The sequence below is a fragment of the Aequorivita marisscotiae genome (assembly GCF_029814825.1).
Taxonomy (GTDB): Bacteria; Bacteroidota; Bacteroidia; order Flavobacteriales; family Flavobacteriaceae; genus Aequorivita; species Aequorivita marisscotiae.
Genome location: NZ_CP122379.1, coordinates 3,298,500 through 3,319,611 on the forward strand (window position 1 = coordinate 3,298,500; position 21,112 = coordinate 3,319,611).

Genomic DNA, 21,112 nt, shown 5'->3' on the forward strand with positions numbered 1-21,112 from the left:
CAAACAAAACTACTATTTTTGAGGATGCAAAAAATTGTTCTTCTTTTCGCTACTATCGCACTACTTGCCGGTTGCAATACTAAAAACAACCGTAAAAACATGCAAGACGACCCTGTAAAAAATGTTAGTAAAACAACTGAAATCCAGTATGCCACAAGTTTTGACATCGATATATTTGAAGGGCACAAAATACTAACGCTCAAAAATCCGTGGCCGGGAACAGACAAAACATTTACCTATGCACTGGTTACCGAAAACGGCTCCCTCGCGAATCCAGAAAATTATGATGCGGTTGTAAACGTACCGGTAAAACAAATTGTTGTTACTTCTACCACACACATTCCTTCTTTGGAAATGTTAAACGAACTTGAAAGCTTGGTAGGTTTTCCAAACCTAAGTTATATCTCCTCCGAAAAAACGCGAGCGCGAATTGAAAAAAAGGAAATAAAGGAACTGGGCAAAAATGAAGATATAAATACAGAAATTTTAATTGAATTAAATCCCGACGCGGTAATTGCTTTTGGCATAGACGGGGATAATTCAACCTTTAAAACGATTGAAAATAGTGGAATTCCGGTGCTTTACAACGCAGATTGGACAGAAACCTCTCCCTTGGGCAAAGCAGAGTGGATTAAATTTTTTGGCGCCCTTTTCAATAAAGAAAAAGAAGCAGATAGTATTTTTAAAAATATTGAAACAGAATATCTATCGGCTAAAAAAATTGCTTCGGAAGCCAAAGAAAAACCAACTGTATTAAGCGGAGCAATGTACAAAGATGTGTGGTATATGCCGCAAGGCGATAGTTGGGGGGCACAGTTTATAGCCGATGCCAATGGCGAATATCTCTGGAAAAATTCTGAAGGCACAGGCAGTCTTTCGTTAAATTTGGAATCTGTTTTGGAAAAGGGCCACGACGCCGATGTTTGGATTGGTCCCGGGCAATTTACAAGTTTGGACCAAATGCAGCATGCCAGCCAAGTTTACACACAGTTTAAAGCATTTAAAACCGCCGAAGTGTATTCCTATAGTATGCGAAAAGGTGAAACCGGCGGTGTTCTTTACTTTGAATTGGCGCCAAACAGACCCGATTTGGTTTTAAAGGATTTAATTAAAATACTGCATCCCACTCTGTTTACGGAGCATAACTTTTACTTTTTCAACAAGCTGAAATAATGCAAATTTCCAAAACATACCGTCTTCAATTTGTAGTGTTATGTGCAGCGCTTATTGTAGCTTTTTTGGTGAATTTAAGCATGGGTTCGGTTTCAATTCCTATGGATGAAATAATTTCAGTATTTATAGGAAACGGATCGTCCAAAGAAACTTGGCGCTATATAGTTTTAGATTATAGGCTGCCAAAAGCCATAACTGCAATGCTTGCAGGCGGAGGATTGGCTGTTTCCGGTTTGCTTATGCAAACATTGTTTCGCAATCCATTGGCCGGACCTTTTGTTCTGGGTCTTAGCAGTGGTGCGAGTTTGGGGGTGGCAATCTTAATTTTGGGAGCGAGTGCCTTCGGTGGTTTTTTAGGCACCTTATTAGTTAGCCAGTGGAGTTTAGTTATTGCCTCTGGTTTAGGGAGTTTTTTAGTTCTTCTTGCAGTTTTGGCGGTTACTTTTAAAATAAAAGATACCATGGCTATCTTAATAATTGGTTTAATGTTTGGTAGCGTAACTACAGCGGTGGTTTCGGTATTGTCTTATTTCAGTAATGCAGACCAACTTCAGCAATATATTTTTTGGTCCTTCGGAAGTTTGGGGAATCAATCGTGGCAAGGAGTTGTAATTTTAGCAATCTGTTTTTTGGCTGGATTAACCTTAAGTTTAGTGAGCAGTAAATCTTTAAATGGCTTGCTCCTTGGTGAAAATTACGCAAAGAGTATGGGGCTACATATTAAAAGAACAACCTTTATAATAATTTTAGCGACCAGTATTTTAGCGGGAAGCATTACGGCTTTTGTCGGACCCATAGCATTTGTAGGATTGGCCGTACCGCATTTGGTGCGTCAGTTTTATAAAACCTCCAATCATTTGGTACTATTACCTGCGGTACTGCTCTGCGGAAGCTTGCTACTGTTAATTTGCGATACTGTGGCACAATTGCCCTTTAGTGAATTTACCTTACCCATAAACGCAATAACTTCGCTTATTGGAGCACCCGTAGTAATTTGGTTGTTGGTACGAAAACGAAAACTTTTCTTTTAATGAATTCAGAAGAAAAAAATATCATTTTACAAGTGCAGGATCTTGCAGTTGGGTATTCAAAAAAAGGAAATAATACCATTGTTGCCGAAGCCGTCAACTTTTCAATTGTAAAAGGTGAGTTAGTTGGATTGGTTGGTGCAAACGGAATTGGCAAATCTACATTACTACGTACTTTAACAGGGATGCAAAACGCTTTAAATGGCACTATTTTATTGAATGAAAAGCCTCTAGCCACATATTCACCCTTTCAATTGGCAACGCAACTAAGTGTAGTTTTAACTGAAGCACCCGCCTCCAAAAATCTTTCGGTTTTAGAAATGATTTCGCTCGGAAGACAACCCTATACCAATTGGATCGGTACACTTTCCGAGAACGATAAAAAAGCAGTTAATTTTGCCCTGGACGCTACGGAAACCACTACCCTGGCCCATCGCAAATGTTATGAACTAAGCGACGGCCAAATGCAGCGTGTAGCCATTGCAAGGGCACTGGCACAGGATACACCAATAATAATTTTAGACGAGCCAACAACCCATTTAGATATTTATCATCGTGCATACGTGCTTAAATTGTTAAAAAAACTGGCTTCAGAAACACAAAAAACAATTCTTTTTTCAACCCACGAGATAGATTTAGCAATTCAATTAACCAACAAGTTATTGGTAATGACCAGTAAAAATACCTATTTTGACGAACCCTGTAAATTAATTGAAGCGGGTAGATTTAACGCTCTATTCCCAAAAGAAACCATTCACTTTGATGGAAATACGGGACGATTTGTGATAAAAAGTTAGTGAGTTATTTAAATTCTGAGTTACAGCATTAGGTATAACTTAGTATCTTTATCAAATTATAAAACTCTGGAAACATCCTTTCCAAATATCTTAACATTCTAAAAAATTTCAGTTTGAACGAAACATTTCTATTTCTATTATTGGCTGCCGTTTGTGTGGTAGTCGGCGCATTTTTGGGTAATTATTTTGCACGATTAAAAAGCAAATCAGAGACCAGCAAATTAGAAGAACGTTTAGAAAATGCGAGCCTTCAAGAGGAAAAATTAAATGAGCGTTTCGAGACAATTTTGCGCGAACGCGAAGAAGTGCGAAAAGAAAAAGAATTGCTTAATATGGAGCTAACGCGGCGCAATTCGGAATTTGAAAATTTAGAAACCCGCAACCGCGAACAAAAGGAAGAAGTTCAAAAACTTCAGGAGAAATTTACCAAGGAATTTGAAAATCTTGCCAATAAAATTTTGGATGAAAAATCCAGTAAATTTTCAAAACAGAATAAGGAAAGTTTAGAACTAATTTTAAATCCGCTTCAAGAAAAAATAAAAAGTTTTGAAAAACGGGTTGACGATACCCACAAAGAAAGCATAGACCGCCACGCAATGCTTCGCCAACAAATAATTGGTTTAAAGGAACTGAATGAACAGATGAGCAAAGAGGCCACAAATCTGACAAAAGCGCTAAAAGGCGATAGTAAAATACAAGGAAATTGGGGCGAATTGGTTTTGGAACGTGTATTGGAAAAAAGTGGCTTGGAAAAAGACCGCGAATATTTTGTACAAACAAGTTTTACAAATAGCGAAGGCCGCCGTGTACTGCCCGATGTAGTGCTACACTTACCCGACAATAAAAAAATGATTATAGATTCAAAGGTTTCGCTTGTAGCCTATGAACGTTTTGTAAACGAGGAAGACGAAACCCTACGTCCAGGGTTTTTGAAGGAGCATGTAGCTTCACTTAAAAGACACATTGAACAATTAAGTGCAAAGAACTACCATTCACTTTACGAAATAGAAAGTCCAGATTTTGTACTGCTATTTGTTCCCATAGAGCCAGCTTTTGCAATTGCAATAAACCACGATAACAATATCTACAACTGGGCATTCGAAAAAAATATTGTTATAGTAACCCCTTCTACATTATTGGCTACATTACGCACTGTGGACAGTATGTGGACCAGTGAAAAACAACAACAAAACGCAATTGAAATAGCAACCCAAGCTGGACGCCTGTACGATTCATTTGTAAATTTAACCAACGACCTTTTAAAAGTGGGTTCGCAATTAAACACTGTAAAAGGCAGTTACGACGGTGCAATGAAAAAACTCACTGGCCAAGGAAACTTAATTAAACGCGTGGAAAGACTTAAAAAGCTGGGCGCCAAGGCAAATAAAAATATAGACGATAAATTACTGAACAGAGCGCTAGATTCTAGTAATGACGAGTAATTAATTATATATTTACCGCTTCAAATAAAAAAGAAACCCCAATTACTATGAAGTTAAACCTATTCTTCGCAACGCTATTGCTAGCGACTGTTAGCGCATTTTCACAAACTAATTTTGAACCTGGATATATAATTCAAAGCAATGGGACGCAAGTGGATTGTCTTATTAAAAATGAAGACTGGAAAGGAAGTCCAACTACTTTTGTTTACAAACTATCCGAAAACGGAGAAACTAAAATTGGGAGTGTAGCCACTATAAATGAGTTTGGCTCTAAGCAGTCCTTTAAATATATTAAAGCCACTGTGCAAATAGACCAATCTTCCGATGTGGTAAACAACCTTACTTTCGAGCGAAATCCTGAATATAAAGAGGAAACTGTTTTTTTAAAGACATTGGTGTCAGGAAAAGCGTCGCTTTATTTTACCTTTCACGAAAATGCACCACGTTATTTTTATAGTGTAGGTGATGGAGAAATAGAACAACTTATCTACAAAAGATATTTGGTTACCCGAATTAAAATGGGTACAAATGAATTTTACAAACAACAGTTAGCCAACTCCCTAACCTGTAATTCCGTAACCGAGAATAATTTTGAGAATCTTCAATACAAAATGTCCAATTTGGTTAATATAATTACAAAATACAACGATTGTGAAAATTCAGAATCAATTGTTTACAACAAAAATAAGCAGAAAGCTAAATTTAATTTAAGCGTCCGTCCCGGCGTAGCTTTTTCTTCATTCTCTATGCAACGAAGAGGCGACGAACTATTACATTTTGACAGCGATATGGGTATAAGAGTAGGTTTAGAGGCTGAATATATTCTTCCTTTTAACAATGGTAAATGGTCTATATTTATTGAGCCCACCTACCGTAGCTACAAAACTGAAAAGCAGTATTTATATGTAGATATGATTACGTTTCAGAAATACACCACGATTTCGGTAAATTATACTTCGGTTGAACTCCCGTTAGGAGGGCGCCATTATATGTTTGTAAATAAAGATGCAGCATTTTTTATTGACGCTGCAGTTATTATGGATTTAACAACCTTGGATTCTGAAATTACCTCGACCGATGAAGACAGCTATGATCTTAATGTAAGTGCTGATGCCGCACTTGCCTTTGGACTCGGATTTAGGTATAAAAACAAATACAGCTTGCAAGCTAGATATCACAGCGGTAGGCAGCTGTTAAACTACGATAATATAAATTCTACCTATAAATCGTTTGCCATAGTTGCTGGGTACAATTTTCTATAAAAGCTGAAGATAAATTGATTATTTTTAGAGGATGAAAAAAATTCTCTTTATAATTCTCGGAAGCCTTTTGGCGCTGTATCTTCTTTATTTTGCTTTTGTGTATTATGTGCCCTATAGCGAAGGAACCCGAGCCGGAGAATTAATTAAATTCAGTAATCGCGGCGTAGTAATTAAAACTTGGGAAGGCGAGATAAGTCAAGGCATAAGTGGGGCGCAAATTTTCTCGTTCTCGGTACTCGACAAAAATAAGGAGGTAATTGAAAAACTAAAGGAATACCAAGGCAATTATGTTAAGGTAACCTATATTGAGCGCTTTGCAAGTTTTGCAATTTGGGGCGAGACCAATTATTTTATAACTGATGTTGAACTTGAAAGCTCCCCTCATTTTCGCAAGTAAAGTTTAGATATAAACGGTTATTTTTTTGCGATTTTAATGGTTGTTTGCATATTTTTCGAAATAACTTTCACAAAATACAAGCCGCTATTAAATCTGCTCATATCTACTTGCGTTGTGTTTCCCGATCCTCTTCCTTCAGAAATAAGCGTACCCAAAACATTGTAAACCTGGTAACTATCTATTTTAAAGATTGAAGAAATTGTAAGGTTATTTTTAACCGGATTTGGATAGAAATTTAAATTTTTTACAAATTTATCTTCGGTAGAAAGTTTATTAACAACGGTAACTTTTCCGTGCATTATTGGGTTGGAATCGTTTTGATATTCAGTAACGCCGGTTTTTAAAAAGGTGTAGGCGTAATCGTTGTTTGTATCTTTTAAGGTGCCGCTGTCAAAATCTTCACTTCCTCCGGGAAGGCTAGTTACAGTTTTAGATGAGGCATCTGCCCACGTCCATAAAACAGTGTCGCCCACTTCTATCGTAGGGCTTGCAACAGATTCGTGAATACCTTGGGCCCATGGAATTTCTACCACATTCTGCGCACTGAGAACGTACATTGGCAAAAAACACAAGAACAGGGTAATTTTTTTCATAAACGAAAGGTATAGTAGGTTAGTAATCTAATTTACGAAAAATATTTAACAAAAAATATGATAATACCCAAATTTCCTGCTATTTGCTGAGATACATCTTTCTTCGGGCGTAAAGATCATAAAAAGCATCATCTTTTAAGCTATCGATAAAAAGAATACTCTCCCCCGTACTTTTCATTTCTGGTCCCAATTGTTTGTTTACATTCGGGAATTTATTGAAACTAAATACAGGCTGTTTAATAGCAAATCCTTCCAGTTTAGGATCAAAGTTGAAATCGGTTACTTTATTATGCCCCAACATTACTTTTGTAGCGTAATTTACATAAGGCTCACCATACGCTTTTGCAATAAATGGAACTGTTCGCGATGCTCGTGGGTTGGCCTCAATAATATAAACAATATCATCCTTTATAGCGAATTGCACGTTTATTAAACCAACTGTTTTTAAAGATTTCGCAATTTTTGTGGTGTGATCTTTAATCTGTTGCATCACAAATTCGCCAATATTAAAAGGTGGCAAAGTAGCATTTGAATCGCCGGAGTGAATTCCGCAGGGCTCAATATGCTCCATTATTCCAATAATATATACATTTTCGCCATCACAAATTGCGTCGGCTTCGGCTTCAATGGCTCCATCTAAATAATGATCGAGCAACAATTTGTTATTCGGAATTTTTCTTAAAAGATCCACTACGTGTTCTTCCAATTCCTTTTTATTAATTACAATTTTCATTCCCTGGCCTCCTAAAACGTACGAAGGGCGAATTAAAAGTGGGAAATCTAACTGATCTGCAAGCGCTAGCGCCTGATCTGTAGTTTCAGCAACACCAAATTTTGGATAGGGTATATTATTTTCCTGTAACAAGGTAGAGAAACTGCCGCGATCTTCGGCCAAATCTAAAGATTCGTAGGTGGTACCAATGATATTAATACCGTACCTATCTAACTTTTCGGCAAGTTTTAGAGCTGTTTGCCCTCCCAACTGCACAATAACTCCTTCTGGTTTTTCATGACGAATTATATCGTAGATGTGTTCCCAAAATACAGGCTCGAAGTAAAGTTTATCGGCAACATCAAAATCTGTTGAAACGGTCTCCGGGTTACAGTTTATCATTATGGTTTCGTAACCACATTCGGCCGCGGCCAATACTCCGTGAACGCAGCAATAATCAAACTCTATGCCCTGTCCTATTCTGTTTGGACCCGAACCTAAAACTATTATTTTCTTCTTTTCGGTAACAATACTATCATTTTCGGCGTAAGCACCTTCGCCCTCCAGCTGCATTTCATTTTCAAAAGTGGAATAGTAATACGGGGTTTCCGCCTTAAATTCGGCCGCACAGGTATCTACCAATTTATAAACGCGCTGAATATTTAACTCTTCCCGTTTTTTGTAAACTTGGCTTTCCAAACATTTCAGCATATGTGCAATTTGCCGGTCGCCGTACCCTTTTTGTTTTGCTTCCAACAATAATTCTCTTGGAAGTGTGTCTAACGTATATTTTGAAATTTCCTTTTCCAGCAGATATAACTCTTCGTATTGGCGTAGAAACCACATATCTATTTTTGTGATTTCGTGTATTCTACTTAACGGAATTCCAATCTGAATGGCATCATAAATTACAAAAACCCGATCCCAACTTGCATTTTTTAATTTATCTAAAATTTGTTCGTAGTTAGAATAGCTTTTTCCGTCGGCACCAATTCCATTTCTTTTAATTTCGAGGGATTGCGTTGCTTTGTGAAGCGCTTCTTGAAACGAACGACCAATACCCATAACTTCACCAACAGATTTCATCTGCAAACCTAAAGTTCGGTCAGAACCTTCGAACTTATCAAAATTCCATCGTGGTATTTTTACAATAACATAATCTAAGGTAGGCTCAAATAAAGCAGAAGTTGATTTGGTAATTTGGTTATTCAATTCGTCTAATGTATAACCTATAGCCAGTTTAGTAGCAATTTTAGCAATTGGATAGCCCGTTGCTTTTGAGGCTAGCGCCGAAGAACGGGAAACACGTGGATTGATTTCAATGGCAATAATTTCTTCGTCTTCATCGGGACTTACGGCAAATTGAACGTTACATCCGCCTGCAAAGTCGCCTATACTGCGCATCATTAATATTGCCATATCGCGCATTTTTTGAAACGTGCGATCGTTAAGTGTCATGGCTGGAGCCACAGTAATTGAGTCTCCAGTGTGGATTCCCATCGGGTCCATATTTTCGATAGTACAAATAATAACCACATTATCGTTATTATCGCGAAGCAGTTCCAGTTCGTACTCCTTCCACCCCATCATTGCTTTGTCTATCATCACTTCGTGAATGGGCGAAATTTCGAGACCGTAAGACAGGAGCTCATCAAAATCTTCTTCTTTATAAACAATAGATGCACCGGCTCCTCCGAGGGTATACGATGCTCTAATAACTAACGGAAAGCCAAACTCCTGCGCTATTTCCTTTCCTTGAAGATAGCTATTAGCAGTAGCTTGCGGTGCCATTTTCACCCCAATTTTCTCCATTAAGCTTCTAAACTTTTCACGGTCTTCGGTAATATTTATAGCGTCAATATCTACCCCAATAAGTTTTACGCCAAAATCTTTCCAGATACCCTTTTCATCGGCTTCTATACACAAGTTAAGCGCTGTTTGTCCACCCATAGTTGGCAGAACGGCGTCTATTTGTGGATGCTCCTTTAATATTTTAACGAGTGATTTAGTAGTTAGCGGCAAAAGATATATATGGTCGGCCATGGAGGGGTCGGTCATAATAGTTGCCGGGTTGCTGTTTATTAAAATGGTTTCTATTCCGTCTTCACGCAAAGAGCGCAACGACTGCGAACCGGAATAGTCAAACTCACACGCTTGCCCGATTACAATGGGGCCAGAACCAATAATTAAAACGGATTTTATGGAAGGATTTTTAGGCATTTTTTTACTTTTTCGGTGCCGCAAAATTACGACGCTTTAGGGTATAAAAAAAAGGTGTTGCTTAGTTAAACAACACCTTTTATATATAATTTATCAACATTATTTTTTGTGACGGCCATCATGAGACACAGAAAGCTTTTTTCTGCCTTTTGCTCTACGGGCAGCTAATACTTTTCTACCGTTTACAGAAGCCATACGCTCTCTAAAACCGTGTTTGTTTCTTCTTTTTCTTTTTGATGGCTGAAATGTTCTTTTGCTCATTATAGTATTCTTTAACTTCCGTTATTCTTTGTTCAAAACCCCTCATTAAAAAGTTGGGTTTACAGGCCTAAGTATTTATTTGCGTAGGCGGGTGCAAAAATACAACAAGTTTTCACTTAGACAAACCTTTTTTGAAAAATATCTGCATTTTTTTTCACTTCAAAATAAAGTGGCCGGTGTTTCGTGACAAAGCGCAAATTATTTCGTGCCAAAGCTACAAAATATTCCTAAAAAGCCTTTAGTTTTTATACCTTTGCAGGCTCTTAAAAAGATGACAAATGTATAATAAAAATATAAAACTGGTTTTGGCTGCATTAGTAATAGGCGCAGCTGTTTGGCAATTTACTGAAACAAATATTGGCAACGGAATTATGCTAATACTACTTTCATTAATGTTCGTTTTTCTATATTTTAAAAATGAAATTATTCTTTTGGCATTTCTTCGTTTGCGGAAACAAGATTTTCCGGGTGCAAAAAAATGGTTGGATAAAATTAAAGATCCCAGCACCGCATTAGTGCCAAAACAAGAGGGGTATTATAATTATTTAAATGGCTTAATGATTTCGCAAACCAATATGGTTGAAGCCGAAAAATATTTTAAAAAAGCTGAAAAATTAGGTTTAAACATGGCTGCAGATATGGCGATGACCAAATTAAATCTTGCCGGAATAGCCATGACCAAAAATCGAAAACGAGAGGCAGAATTATTAATGACCGAAGCTAAAAAACTAGACAAACACAATATGCTGGACGATCAAATAAAAATGATGAAGCAGCAAATGAAGAAGATGGGGCAGCCCAGACAACAGTTTGGCAAATCTGGCCGCGGAGGAAGAAGATTTTAAAAAACAAACTACCTTTTAAAGCCACACAATTCGTAAACTTTTTATTAAAATTTCATTAAATATTTATCTATATTCCAAGCAATTAGCGTATCTTCACTGAAAGCTATTGTTTATGGGGAAAACACTACTTTATCTTTTCTTACTACTATTTTTCTCGGCACAATCTCAAATTGAGCAAGGCTCCTATTTTTCTGAAGCCATCGGAAAAAACATAAAAAAATATACGAAAAACTCACAAATAGCCTACGCCGAGCATAATTTTGAATATGCCGAATTTCTGTTTGACTCTCTAATAAATAACGTTATAAACGGCAGCTATCTGGATAATTTTAAGGTGCGAAAACTGTCTGGCAAAAAAATTAACCTTTACAAATTCGATAAGCCTATATTTTTAATGACCTACGCCTCTTGGTGTACTCCCGGCGCCGGTGAAATTCCCGCGCTAAACGAAATTGCTGAAAACCATTACAACCATATAGATTTTATAATCCTATTTTGGGATTCGAAAGAGAATGTCAGGAAAATTGCACGAGCGTATTCCGATAGGATTAATATTATTTACGTAGATGAAAAGGAAAACACCAACGACCACATTGTTGAAGTAATGAAGCACAGTTTAGGGTTTCCTACTTCTTTTTTTATAGATGAAAGCAAACGTATAATAGATGTTCGGCGCGGCGCCCTTCATCCGTATAACGAAAAATATGAAGTTTCATTCGAGTTAAATTACAATTCCTTTTTAAACGGAATTTCACTTCTAAAAAATTTATCTGAAGAAGAAAAAACTCATATTGCATCAAAAGAAAACCCGTAAAAACGTAGCGCTTTTACGGGTTTTCTAAACGTTTTGCAATCTATTATTTATAATAGCCTTTTTCTGGTATTTCAATAAAATATTCCTTGCCCGAAGCATTTTTTAAATACGTATCGCGTAGCCAAGGGTTGTGAATTTTTAAAATTTTATAATTAATTCCGTACGGTTTAATCCATTCTGCCCAATCTGTAACCGCCGTATCTACTTTTACCTTAAACGTGGGGATGTTTTGGTAAAGGTCTTTTTCCCTAAAATTAAAACCGTATTTTTTCGGGTTTTCCATTATTTCCTTTAGCGCTAAAATTCTAAAAACATACCTACTGGTTTCAGAATTTAGCAATAAATCGTAATAACTGGTTTCCTTTTGCCGGTTTATCTGTTTGTTCATTCCACCAACACCTGCATTGTACGATGCGGCAGCCATTGTCCAGCTTCCAAATTTATCTTTAGATTTTTTTAAATACTCTGCCGCTACTCGGGTGGCTTTTTCGAGGTTGTATCGTTCATCTACATAATCGTTTATTTCCAGACCGTATTCAAGTCCGGTACCTTTCATAAAATGCCAAATACCCGAAGCACCCACAGGCGAACTGGTATATTCCAATCCACTCTCAGCCACTGCCAAATATTTAAAATCGTCTGGCAAACCATACTGTTTTAGCAAGGGTTCAATTTGTGGAAAGTATTTATTGGCGCGTTTAAAAAGCAGCAAGCCATTAGACTGCCAATAGGTGTTTACCAATAATTCTCTATCCATTCGTTCCCTAATGTCTGGATTATGGAGCGGAACGGGTTCTCCGGCAAAATCCATTTTCTCGGGCAAAGGCAGCGCATAAACATTGTAATCGTTTACTAATTTCTTTTCAAGATTTGCATCTGTGGGAGCATCTTGCACCGCGTGAATACTTAAAGCGCTTACAGTGAGTATTGCTACACCCACTCCTATTTTTGCTATCAATTTCATAAAATCAAAATTTTTAATAAAGATACTTAATATAGCTAATTCTACGGAACAAAGCCACTATTATTCTTCAAAAATCTGCAACAATGTTTTGGAAATTTTTCGTCCCTTATTCAATATCATAATATGTGTTCCGCCTTTTATAACACGGCAATCGCTAATATATTTTATAGGAAACACTACATCGTTTTCCCCGTGAAGGTGCACTATATTATCAATTTTCTCCGTCCTATTCCAAGTTATCATTTTTTCTAACGACCAGTCTAAATATTGTTTGTTGCGCACGTGAAGGTATTCTTGATAAAGCGATAGGCGCTTTTGGGTTTTGGGACCTATTGAAAATTTGGTTAAATCTTCAACACTTAAAACCAAACTGGTAGGAATAAGTTTGTACGCTTTGGTAAATCTGGCTAGTTTCATACGTCGAGGAAGCTCTTCTTTAGATTTTACACTGGAAATAATTATAAGTTTTTTCAACTTTAAAAAACGACTCATTTCCTGAACTACGACCCCACCAAACGACACTCCTATTAATATTGGATTTTCTTCCTTAACACGACGCGCCATTTTTTCGGCATATGCATCTAAGCTTTCTCCTTTTTCTGGAATTAACCACTCTAATATATGGGTTACATAATTTTCAGGAAACTTAATGTTCTTAAAAATTTCACCACCGGCCGCCAAACCTGGAACAAAATAGATATGCGTTTTTTGAGAGTTCATAAGTCTTTTGTGAAGAAAATGGTAAAGCCCAAAGATTATTCGTAAATTTACGGGTACAAAGATAGAATTATATAACCGTTTCTTAACAACTGAACAATTTCAGTGATAATTTACTTTGAAAAAAAGACGAACATCCAACTTTAGCATTTTTATAAAATTATTTTTATTCAGGCCAAGTTATGAAATTAGGTGGCCATACTTCAATGGCATTCCATCTCAAAATTACTTTTCCAATTTAAAATAACTCACAATGATTGAAGATGTAGAAATTACCGATAACGAATTTTTAAGACAATTTGAACTCGAAATTGGCGATAATATGGCGCGCATCGAGTATGCCTTACAAGACCGAAAAATATTCTTAACAAAGTATGATATGCCAGAAGACCTCGAAGAGCAGGGGTTTAGGGAGATTTTTATAAAAGCTGTTTTTGAAGAAGTAAAAAACCGTGGCATTAGTTTAGTTCCTACCAGTCCGGAAATTGCAGGGTTTATGCGAAAAAATCGCAGAAAGTATAAAGATTTGTTGCCAGTAGGTATAAATATTTAGTGAGGATTTTTAAATCCTAAACTTAAAGCATTCTGTGAAAAATATTTCCTTAACACTTTTTCTTGCGATTTTGTTTTCACAAAATATTTATGCGCAATTTTTTGAGAGCAATGATTTATACGGAAATATTGGGATAGCCGGAGGTAATTTTTTAGGATCTGAAGCAGGTGCCAATTTAATATTAAAAGAAGAATATTTTATTCACGTAGGCACTATTTATTTTCAATCTAAAGCTAGCGAAAAACCTCAAAATTATAACGCCGGAAGTGGAATCGTAGGTAGTGGTGATTCCGATATTAAAGATAGGTATAACACTTTAAATATTAGAGGGGGTTATGTTTTGAAAATGAGTTCAAAATTTAGAGCTGTTTTTAACGGAGGGCTAGGATTGCAATTCCGGGATTATGCCACAGATTTTACAGTGCATACGCCAATTGAAGGCAACGGTGGGTTTAACTTTGGTTCTAGCCCATCTCACGATTTTATTCGAAAAAATGATGTATCAGCGGCTCTAATAATCAGTCCCCGACTTGAATATCTTCCTTCACGGAATTATGGTGTATTTGTTTCGCCATTATTTATCTTCAATAAAAACGACAATTTCTTCGGAGTTAGTGTAAATGCTATAATTGGAAAACTAAAAAATAAAGAAGATATCCGAAATTTTTAACCAACCATTGCGCTAGATAATTTTGGCGCTTTTTTAAACCGCACCAAACCATCCGTGTCAATTTCGGTTAAGGTAATTTCGGCCAAAGTGTTTACCAATGCTGGATTCCACGGGGCTTTTACTTTTACGTAGTTTTCTGTAAAACCGTGAATATACCCCTCTTTATTTTCGCCTTCAAAGAGCACGGTATGCATTGTGCCTAACTGACTTTCATAAAAAGCCCTTCTCTTTTTTACTGAAAGTCCACGTAACATTTTGCTGCGCTTATTTCTAACTTTCATCGGAACCACTCCGTCCATTTCGGCGGCGGGAGTATTGTCTCTTTCAGAATAGGTGAAAACGTGTAAATACGAAATATCCAGTTCATTTAAAAAGTGATAGGTTTCCAAAAAGCGTTCGTCGGTTTCACCCGGAAAACCAACAATTACATCTACACCAATACAAGCATTTGGCATTACTTCGCGAATTTTTGCAACTCTTTCAATATACAGTTCACGCATATAACGACGGCGCATCAATTTTAAAATTTCGTTGCTGCCACTTTGTAGCGGAATGTGAAAATGAGGTACAAATGTTTTCGATTTAGAAACAAAATCGATGGTTTCATTTTTCAGAAGATTGGGCTCTATTGATGAAATTCTAAGCCGCTCAATCCCCTCCACTTTGTCCAAAGCCTTCACAAGTTCAAGAAAAGTGTGTTCGTGTTTTTTATTGCCGAACTCTCCTTTTCCGTAGTCGCCAATATTAACCCCGGTTAAAACAATTTCCTTAATTCCCTGTGCCGAAATATCAGCAGCATTTTGCAGTACATTTTCCAAAGTATCGCTTCGAGAAATTCCGCGCGCCAGGGGGATTGTGCAATATGTACATTTATAATCACACCCATCCTGCACTTTTAAAAATGCACGGGTTCTATCGCCAATGGAATAGGAACCTACGTAGAAATCGGCGTCTTCAATTTCACACGAATGAACCTCCCCAAAATCGTTTTTCGAAAGATCATTTAAGTAATCGGTAATCTTGAATTTTTCGGTAGCGCCCAAAACCAAATCAACGCCATCTACATCAGCCAATTCCTGTGGCTTTAATTGTGCGTAACAGCCAACAGCGGCAACAAATGCTTTTGGATTGGCTTTCTGCGCTTGTTTTACGATAGTTTTAAACCGCTTATCGGCATTTTCGGTAACACTGCAAGTATTAATAACATAGATATCAGCCTCTTCAGAAAAATCTACACGTTGAAAGCCTTCACCTTCAAAATTTCTGGCAATAGTAGAGGTTTCACTAAAGTTAAGCTTACAACCGAGTGTATAAAATGCGACTTTTTTTGATGCGTTCATTATTGTATTTTTGGCAAACGAGGGCACAAAAATACAAACTAAAATCGGTTCCCGAAAAAACATGCAGCAGGCTTTAAAAAATCTAATCTTTCACATTTCAATATGTTGTATCTCAATACTTTTGCTTTCCTGCAGAAATAACAAAGAAACCGACCGCGACCCCCTCGTTTTCCGCTATAATGAACACGGCAACATTCCTACCTTAGACCCTGCTTTTGCTCGAAATCCGCAAGCCATTTGGCCGGACAACCAACTTTATAACGGCTTGGTGCAATTAGATGATTCTTTAAACATTAAACCAGATATTGCCAAGAGTTGGGAGATAAACGATAGCACGAACACCTATATTTTTAAACTGAGAAACGATGTGTATTTTCATCAAAATATAGCTTTCGCACAGGATGGATTGCATAGTCCCAAACGCTATACACGCAAAGTGGAGGCACAGGATTTTGTTTACAGTTTTAACCGTTTGACCGATGAAAAAGTTGCCTCTTCGGGAAGTTGGGTGATGAATTATGTTGAAAAATATTGGGCCAAAAACGACACTACTTTTGTAATAAAATTAAAACAACCCTTTCCGGCATTCTTAGGATTGCTCTCCATGCGGTACTGTTCCGTAGTTCCGAAAGAGGCGGTGGAATATTATGGAAATGAATTCCGAAGAAATCCAGTGGGCACAGGTCCGTTTCAATTTAAAATGTGGGAAGAAAACGTGAAGCTCGTTTTCAGAAAAAATCCGCTATATTTTGAGAGAGATGAAAATGGAGAAAAACTCCCCTATTTAGAAGCGGTTTCCATCACTTTTTTACCCGATAAGCAAAGTGAGTTTTTACAATTTGCACAAGGAAAACTCGATTTTATTTCGGGTTTGGACGGTAGTTATAAAGATGAGCTGTTAACCACCCGCGGAACGCTTCAACCAAAATACCACGATTTGGCATATATGATTACGGGACCGTATTTAAATACGGAATACCTCGGATTTTTTCTCGGTACCGAAACGCCAGAAATACAAAGCAAAACATTGCGGCAAGCAATAAATTATGGTTTCGACCGCCAAAAAATGGTAACGTATTTACGCAATGGAATGGGCATTCCTGCCATTCACGGATTTATTCCTAAAGGACTGCCCGGTTATGCTGAAATTGACGGATATACCTATCAGCCCGAAAAAGCTAAACAATTAATTGAAAAATACAAAGTAGAAACTGGAGATTCCAAACCCGAAATTACCATTGGCACCAACAGCCAGTATTTAGATTTGTGCGAATATGTACAGCGCGAACTTGAAAAACTCGGGATTGCCGTAACCATAGACGTAATGCCGCCTTCCACGCTCCGGCAGATGAAAAGTAGCGGCGAACTAGATATTTTTCGCGCCAGCTGGATTGCAGATTATCCCGATGCCGAAAACTATCTTTCGTTATTTTACAGTCCTAATTTTGCGCCGAATGGCCCTAATTATATGCACTTCAAAAACCAAACTTTCGACAGTATTTATGAAAAGTCACTGACGATTTCAAATATTGAAAAACGAAAATTGAACTACACCAAAATGGATTCAATTATTGTTGAAGAAGCGCCCGTTGTTCCGCTGTTTTATGATATGGCCGTACGGTTTGTGAATAAAAAAGTTTCGGGTCTCGGTATAAACCCGCAGAATTTTTTGGTTTTAAAAAAGGTTAAAAAGAAGAAATAAATTAAATAAATATGGGGTTTGGTGGTTCGGCTGCAGCAATGGTACAATCTATTCGCAATAATGCGAAACAACTTGCAAAACGCAATAATTATTTTGAAAAGGATGTAAATTCAAAATATGGAACCTCAACTAAGATTGTTGATTACAAAAAAATGTCGCCTGCCCAGTTTGAAGCTTTCAAGCAAAAATTGAAAGAAAATGAACTAAGGCGCCAAAAGAATTTAGCGATTGTTTTTGGGAGTGTAATGCTTATAATTGTAGGTGTGATAATTTACTTCCTATTTTACCATTAGCCTTTCCGCCATTCGGAAGTTTCCTCAAACACGTGTTCCAAAATTTGAGCGTCCATTTCTGAAAACTCAATATTTCTTCGGCCCATAACAACTTTTGCCACTTCAAAAGCTTTGTCGGTTTTATAGGTTGTAAATCCGCCACTTCCGCCCCAACTAAAGCTTGGGACAAAATTTCTGGGAAACCCGCTTCCGAATATATTGGCGCTCACGCCCACAACCGTTCCGGTATTGAACATGGTATTGATTCCGCATTTGCTGTGATCGCCCATCATCAGTCCACAAAATTGCAAACCAGTTCGAGCAAAACCTTCGGTTTCATAATTCCAAAGGCGTACTTCGGCATAGTTATTTTTTAAGTTGGAATTATTGGTATCTGCCCCCAAATTGCACCATTCGCCCAAAACTGAATTCCCTAAAAAACCATCGTGACCTTTATTTGAATAGCCAAAAATTACGCAATTATTTACTTCGCCCCCAACTTTACTGTGCGGGCCAATGGTGGTGTTGCTATAAATTTTAGCACCCATTTTTAAAGTTGCATGTTCACAAAGTGCAAATGGACCACGAACGGAACACGCTTCCATTATTTCGGAGTCTTTGCCAATATATATAGGGCCGTCCGAGGCATTTAAAGAACACAGCGGTAATTTTGCACCTTCTTCAATAAAAATATTTTCCGGATTGCTCGTCCAAACCGCGTCGGGAATGGGCTGTGATTTACGGCCCTTGGTAAGCATTTCGAAATCGCGTTTTATGGCGTCACCGTTTTTTGAAAAAATATCCCAAGTATTCTCAATTCTTAAAACATCGTTGTGGGCATATTGAATTATATCAAAAGTTTCAAAATCTACTTCCTGCCCTTCCGTGGTGAAAAACGCGATGGGTTCGTCATCAAAAAATACGGCCTGATTTTCTTCCAATCCTTTAATGATGTTCACCAAATTTTCCGAAGGCAGAAAAGACGCATTTATAAAAATGTTTTTCTCGAGTTCCACAAACGGATACTTTTCCGAAAGATAATCTTCGGTAACAGTTGTTGTAGTAAAACCTAAAAGATGTTCCCATTTTTCACGAATGGTTAAAATACCTACCCGAATATCCGCCACGGGACGGGTAAAGGTGAAAGGCAAAAGCTGGTTGCGGACGCTTCCGTCAAAGAGGATGTAATTCATTGGATTAACGATTGCTGATTTTTGATTGCTGATTTCGATTTCGATTTCGATTTCGATTTCGATTTCATAATTCAATATTACTCAAAATTCAGCAATCAACAATCGTTAATCAACAATCTAAAATTAAAAAGCCCTCGATTTCTCGAAGGCTTTTAAATATTTTATAAAAGTGAAGACTACTCTTCAGTTTTAGTTTCTGCTTTTGCAGGTTTTTTAAACTTGTTGTATTTGTTTTTAAATTTATCAATACGTCCTGCAGTATCAATAAGTTTTGCTTTTCCGGTATAAAAAGGATGTGAAGTACGTGAAATCTCCATCTTTACCAAAGGATACTCAACACCATCTACCTCGATAGTTTCTTTTGTATCGGCAGTTGATTTTGTAAGGAATACATCTTCATTGCTCATATCCTTAAAAGCAACTAATCTATAATTTTCTGGGTGGATACCTTTTTTCATCTATCTAATATTATAATTTAAAAAATGCACGCTTCCGACCTTTCGGAAATGAGTTTGCAAATTTAAGTATTAATTGGAAATTAGCAACAAAATAATACACTTTTTTTATTCACCGCAAAATCGCCCGCAAATGTAACGTTTTACTATATTTGTTTACTAACAAACCGAACCTGTCTGCCACTTTTTTGGTAGGCCAAAAAACCAATAAAAAATGGAAACTCAAACTACTTCATTAAAAAAAATAGCACTCAATTATGGGGTTCTATTGGCATTACTTTCAATTGTTTTACAAGTTATCTCTTACGTACTTGACGTTCATATTGATCGGCCATGGTGGCTAACTGTTCTTCAGTTAATTATTTCCGTAGGCGTTATTGTTTATGGTATAAAAGCATTTAAAATTTCAAACGAAAATTACCTTACACTGGGGCAAGCACTAAAAACCGGTTTGGCAATTAGCCTTGTAGCTGGAATTATTGCAGTAGTTTTTAACTATATTTTTATGAATTATATTGACCCCGATTTTGTTCAAAAAACCTTGGATTTCTCACGAGAACAAATGTTGGTAAAAAACCCAGAGATGACACAGGAACAAATCGATATGGCAATGAACATGTCTGCAAAATTTATGTCACCAATGATAATGTCTGCTTTCGCAATAATTGCAACTTTGTTTTTTGGATTTATTATTTCGCTTTTCGCTGGATTGGTAATGAAGAAAAACCCACCTCAACATCTTTAATTAGCTGAATGAATATCTCCATCGTCATACCTCTTCTCAACGAAGAAGAATCGCTAAATGAATTGTACCGTTGGATTGCAGATGTTATGCAATCCAATGGTTTTTTATACGAGCTCATTTTTATTGACGATGGCAGTACCGACAATTCCTGGAAGTTAATTGAAGGACTTTCTAAAAAAAATCCTACCGTAAAAGGAATTCGTTTTCAGAAGAATTACGGAAAATCGCAAGCGCTACACGCGGGTTTCGCGATGGCGAAAGGCGATGTAATAATCACGATGGATGCTGATTTGCAGGACAATCCCGAAGAAATTCCCGAGCTTTATAAAATGGTTACCGAAGACGGTTTTGATCTTGTTTCGGGCTGGAAAAAGAAACGCTACGATTCTGTACTTAGCAAAAACTTACCTTCCAAATTATTTAATTATGCCGCGCGAAAAACTTCGGGTGTAAAACTGCACGACTTTAATTGCGGATTAAAAGCATATCAAAAAGACGTTATCAAAACCATTGAAGTTACCGGCGAAATGCACCGATACATTCCTGTATTGGCAAAGAATGCAGGATTTAGCAATATTTCAGAAAAACCTGTTTTACACCAAGCGCGTAAATACGGAACCACAAAATTTGGTGCAGAACGCTTTATTCGAGGTTTTTTAGATTTAATTACTATATGGTTTTTGTCAAGATTCGGCAAGCGGCCTATGCATCTTTTTGGCGCCTGGGGCGCATTTATGCTTTTTGTAGGTTTTTGTTTTGCGCTGTTTTTGGGCATTGATAAATTATTTATTAACCCTTCGGCAAGATTAATTACAGACAGGCCCGAGTTTTTTATAGCTCTAGTAGCAATGGTCTTGGGATCGCAATTTTTTCTCGCCGGGTTTTTAGGCGAATTAATCCTGAGAAGCAAAAAAGAATCGCAAAACTATATAATTAAGGAAACGGTTAATTCTTAAT

The 21,112-nt window shown here is 37.1% G+C and carries 22 protein-coding genes; 14 read left to right on the plus strand and 8 right to left on the minus strand.

Annotated elements, in window-relative coordinates; genetic code table 11:
- Positions 1-24: 24 nt before the first annotated feature.
- The 6 genes from QCQ61_RS14745 to QCQ61_RS14770 all read left to right on the plus strand — a co-directional run bounded on the left by QCQ61_RS14745 (position 25) and on the right by QCQ61_RS14770 (position 6,099).
- The gene (locus QCQ61_RS14745; RefSeq protein WP_279448401.1) at positions 25-1,173 is read left to right on the plus strand and encodes an ABC transporter substrate-binding protein; all 1,149 of its coding nucleotides are present in this window, start codon (positions 25-27) and stop codon (positions 1,171-1,173) included.
- Positions 1,173-2,204, plus strand: a complete 1,032-nt coding sequence (locus QCQ61_RS14750) for an iron chelate uptake ABC transporter family permease subunit (RefSeq protein WP_279448402.1) — start codon at positions 1,173-1,175, stop codon at positions 2,202-2,204. The genes QCQ61_RS14745 and QCQ61_RS14750 overlap by 1 nt, the downstream gene beginning before the upstream one ends.
- Complete coding sequence (locus tag QCQ61_RS14755) at positions 2,204-2,998, plus strand: ABC transporter ATP-binding protein (RefSeq protein WP_279448403.1); 795 nt, start codon at positions 2,204-2,206, stop codon at positions 2,996-2,998. The genes QCQ61_RS14750 and QCQ61_RS14755 overlap by 1 nt, the downstream gene beginning before the upstream one ends.
- Before the next feature lie 113 nt (positions 2,999-3,111).
- On the plus strand, positions 3,112-4,440 hold the full coding sequence (locus QCQ61_RS14760; RefSeq protein WP_279448404.1) for a DNA recombination protein RmuC: 1,329 nt from the start codon (positions 3,112-3,114) through the stop codon (positions 4,438-4,440).
- A 47-nt stretch (positions 4,441-4,487) separates the two neighbouring features.
- On the plus strand, positions 4,488-5,702 hold the full coding sequence (locus tag QCQ61_RS14765; protein WP_279448406.1) for a porin family protein: 1,215 nt from the start codon (positions 4,488-4,490) through the stop codon (positions 5,700-5,702).
- A 31-nt stretch (positions 5,703-5,733) separates the two neighbouring features.
- Positions 5,734-6,099, plus strand: a complete 366-nt coding sequence (locus QCQ61_RS14770) for a DUF8785 domain-containing protein (protein ID WP_279448407.1) — start codon at positions 5,734-5,736, stop codon at positions 6,097-6,099.
- 17 nt (positions 6,100-6,116) lie between these two features.
- Here the strand turns inward: QCQ61_RS14770 and QCQ61_RS14775 are convergent, their stop codons facing one another.
- From QCQ61_RS14775 to rpmH, 3 genes are all read right to left on the minus strand, one after another.
- On the minus strand, positions 6,117-6,692 hold the full coding sequence (locus QCQ61_RS14775) for a T9SS type A sorting domain-containing protein (RefSeq protein ID WP_279448409.1): 576 nt from the start codon (positions 6,690-6,692) through the stop codon (positions 6,117-6,119).
- 79 nt (positions 6,693-6,771) lie between these two features.
- The gene (gene carB / locus QCQ61_RS14780; protein WP_279448411.1) at positions 6,772-9,624 is read right to left on the minus strand and encodes a carbamoyl-phosphate synthase large subunit; all 2,853 of its coding nucleotides are present in this window, start codon (positions 9,622-9,624) and stop codon (positions 6,772-6,774) included.
- Between the two features lie 99 nt (positions 9,625-9,723).
- On the minus strand, positions 9,724-9,885 hold the full coding sequence (gene rpmH / locus QCQ61_RS14785; protein WP_279448413.1) for a 50S ribosomal protein L34: 162 nt from the start codon (positions 9,883-9,885) through the stop codon (positions 9,724-9,726).
- Positions 9,886-10,163: 278 nt separating this feature from the next.
- Here rpmH and QCQ61_RS14790 point away from each other — a divergent pair, with 278 nt between their 5' ends.
- A complete protein-coding gene (locus tag QCQ61_RS14790) occupies positions 10,164-10,730 on the plus strand; it encodes a DUF2892 domain-containing protein (protein WP_279448415.1) in 567 nt (188 codons plus the stop codon).
- Positions 10,731-10,842: 112 nt separating this feature from the next.
- Positions 10,843-11,544, plus strand: coding sequence for a TlpA family protein disulfide reductase (locus tag QCQ61_RS14795; RefSeq protein ID WP_279448416.1), 702 nt, complete (start codon positions 10,843-10,845; stop codon positions 11,542-11,544).
- A 43-nt stretch (positions 11,545-11,587) separates the two neighbouring features.
- Here the strand turns inward: QCQ61_RS14795 and QCQ61_RS14800 are convergent, their stop codons facing one another.
- Positions 11,588-12,508 carry a lytic transglycosylase domain-containing protein gene (locus tag QCQ61_RS14800; RefSeq protein ID WP_279448418.1) on the minus strand — a complete coding sequence of 307 codons (921 nt, stop codon included), beginning with the start codon at positions 12,506-12,508 and terminating at the stop codon, positions 11,588-11,590.
- A gap of 60 nt (positions 12,509-12,568) precedes the next feature.
- Positions 12,569-13,228 (minus strand): alpha/beta fold hydrolase, encoded by a 660-nt coding sequence (locus tag QCQ61_RS14805; protein ID WP_279448420.1) that lies wholly within the window; start codon positions 13,226-13,228, stop codon positions 12,569-12,571.
- 250 nt (positions 13,229-13,478) lie between these two features.
- Between QCQ61_RS14805 and QCQ61_RS14810 the strand changes: the two genes are divergently transcribed.
- Positions 13,479-13,778: a GNAT family N-acetyltransferase gene (locus tag QCQ61_RS14810; RefSeq protein WP_279448422.1), complete on the plus strand. Its 300-nt coding sequence runs from the start codon at positions 13,479-13,481 to the stop codon at positions 13,776-13,778.
- 34 nt (positions 13,779-13,812) lie between these two features.
- Positions 13,813-14,448, plus strand: a complete 636-nt coding sequence (locus QCQ61_RS14815) for a hypothetical protein (RefSeq protein ID WP_279448424.1) — start codon at positions 13,813-13,815, stop codon at positions 14,446-14,448.
- Here the strand turns inward: QCQ61_RS14815 and mtaB are convergent.
- Positions 14,445-15,788, minus strand: coding sequence for a tRNA (N(6)-L-threonylcarbamoyladenosine(37)-C(2))-methylthiotransferase MtaB (gene mtaB, locus QCQ61_RS14820; RefSeq protein ID WP_279448426.1), 1,344 nt, complete (start codon positions 15,786-15,788; stop codon positions 14,445-14,447). The two genes, QCQ61_RS14815 and mtaB, sit on opposite strands and share 4 nt — an antisense overlap.
- 61 nt (positions 15,789-15,849) lie before the next feature.
- Here mtaB and QCQ61_RS14825 point away from each other — a divergent pair, with 61 nt between their 5' ends.
- The gene (locus QCQ61_RS14825; protein WP_279448428.1) at positions 15,850-17,490 is read left to right on the plus strand and encodes an ABC transporter substrate-binding protein; all 1,641 of its coding nucleotides are present in this window, start codon (positions 15,850-15,852) and stop codon (positions 17,488-17,490) included.
- An 11-nt stretch (positions 17,491-17,501) separates the two neighbouring features.
- Entirely contained in the window at positions 17,502-17,783 is a 282-nt protein-coding gene (locus QCQ61_RS14830) for a hypothetical protein (protein ID WP_279448429.1), read from the plus strand.
- Here the strand turns inward: QCQ61_RS14830 and QCQ61_RS14835 are convergent.
- The gene (locus QCQ61_RS14835) at positions 17,780-18,955 is read right to left on the minus strand and encodes a GlmU family protein (protein ID WP_279448431.1); all 1,176 of its coding nucleotides are present in this window, start codon (positions 18,953-18,955) and stop codon (positions 17,780-17,782) included. The genes QCQ61_RS14830 and QCQ61_RS14835 overlap by 4 nt on opposite strands.
- Positions 18,956-19,131: 176 nt before the next feature.
- Positions 19,132-19,413, minus strand: coding sequence for a type B 50S ribosomal protein L31 (locus QCQ61_RS14840; RefSeq protein ID WP_279448433.1), 282 nt, complete (start codon positions 19,411-19,413; stop codon positions 19,132-19,134).
- A 211-nt stretch (positions 19,414-19,624) separates the two neighbouring features.
- Between QCQ61_RS14840 and QCQ61_RS14845 the strand changes: the two genes are divergently transcribed.
- Positions 19,625-20,155 carry a DUF4199 domain-containing protein gene (locus QCQ61_RS14845; RefSeq protein ID WP_279448436.1) on the plus strand — a complete coding sequence of 177 codons (531 nt, stop codon included), beginning with the start codon at positions 19,625-19,627 and terminating at the stop codon, positions 20,153-20,155.
- An 8-nt stretch (positions 20,156-20,163) separates the two neighbouring features.
- The gene (locus QCQ61_RS14850; RefSeq protein WP_279448437.1) at positions 20,164-21,111 is read left to right on the plus strand and encodes a glycosyltransferase family 2 protein; all 948 of its coding nucleotides are present in this window, start codon (positions 20,164-20,166) and stop codon (positions 21,109-21,111) included.
- Position 21,112 lies beyond the last annotated feature (1 nt).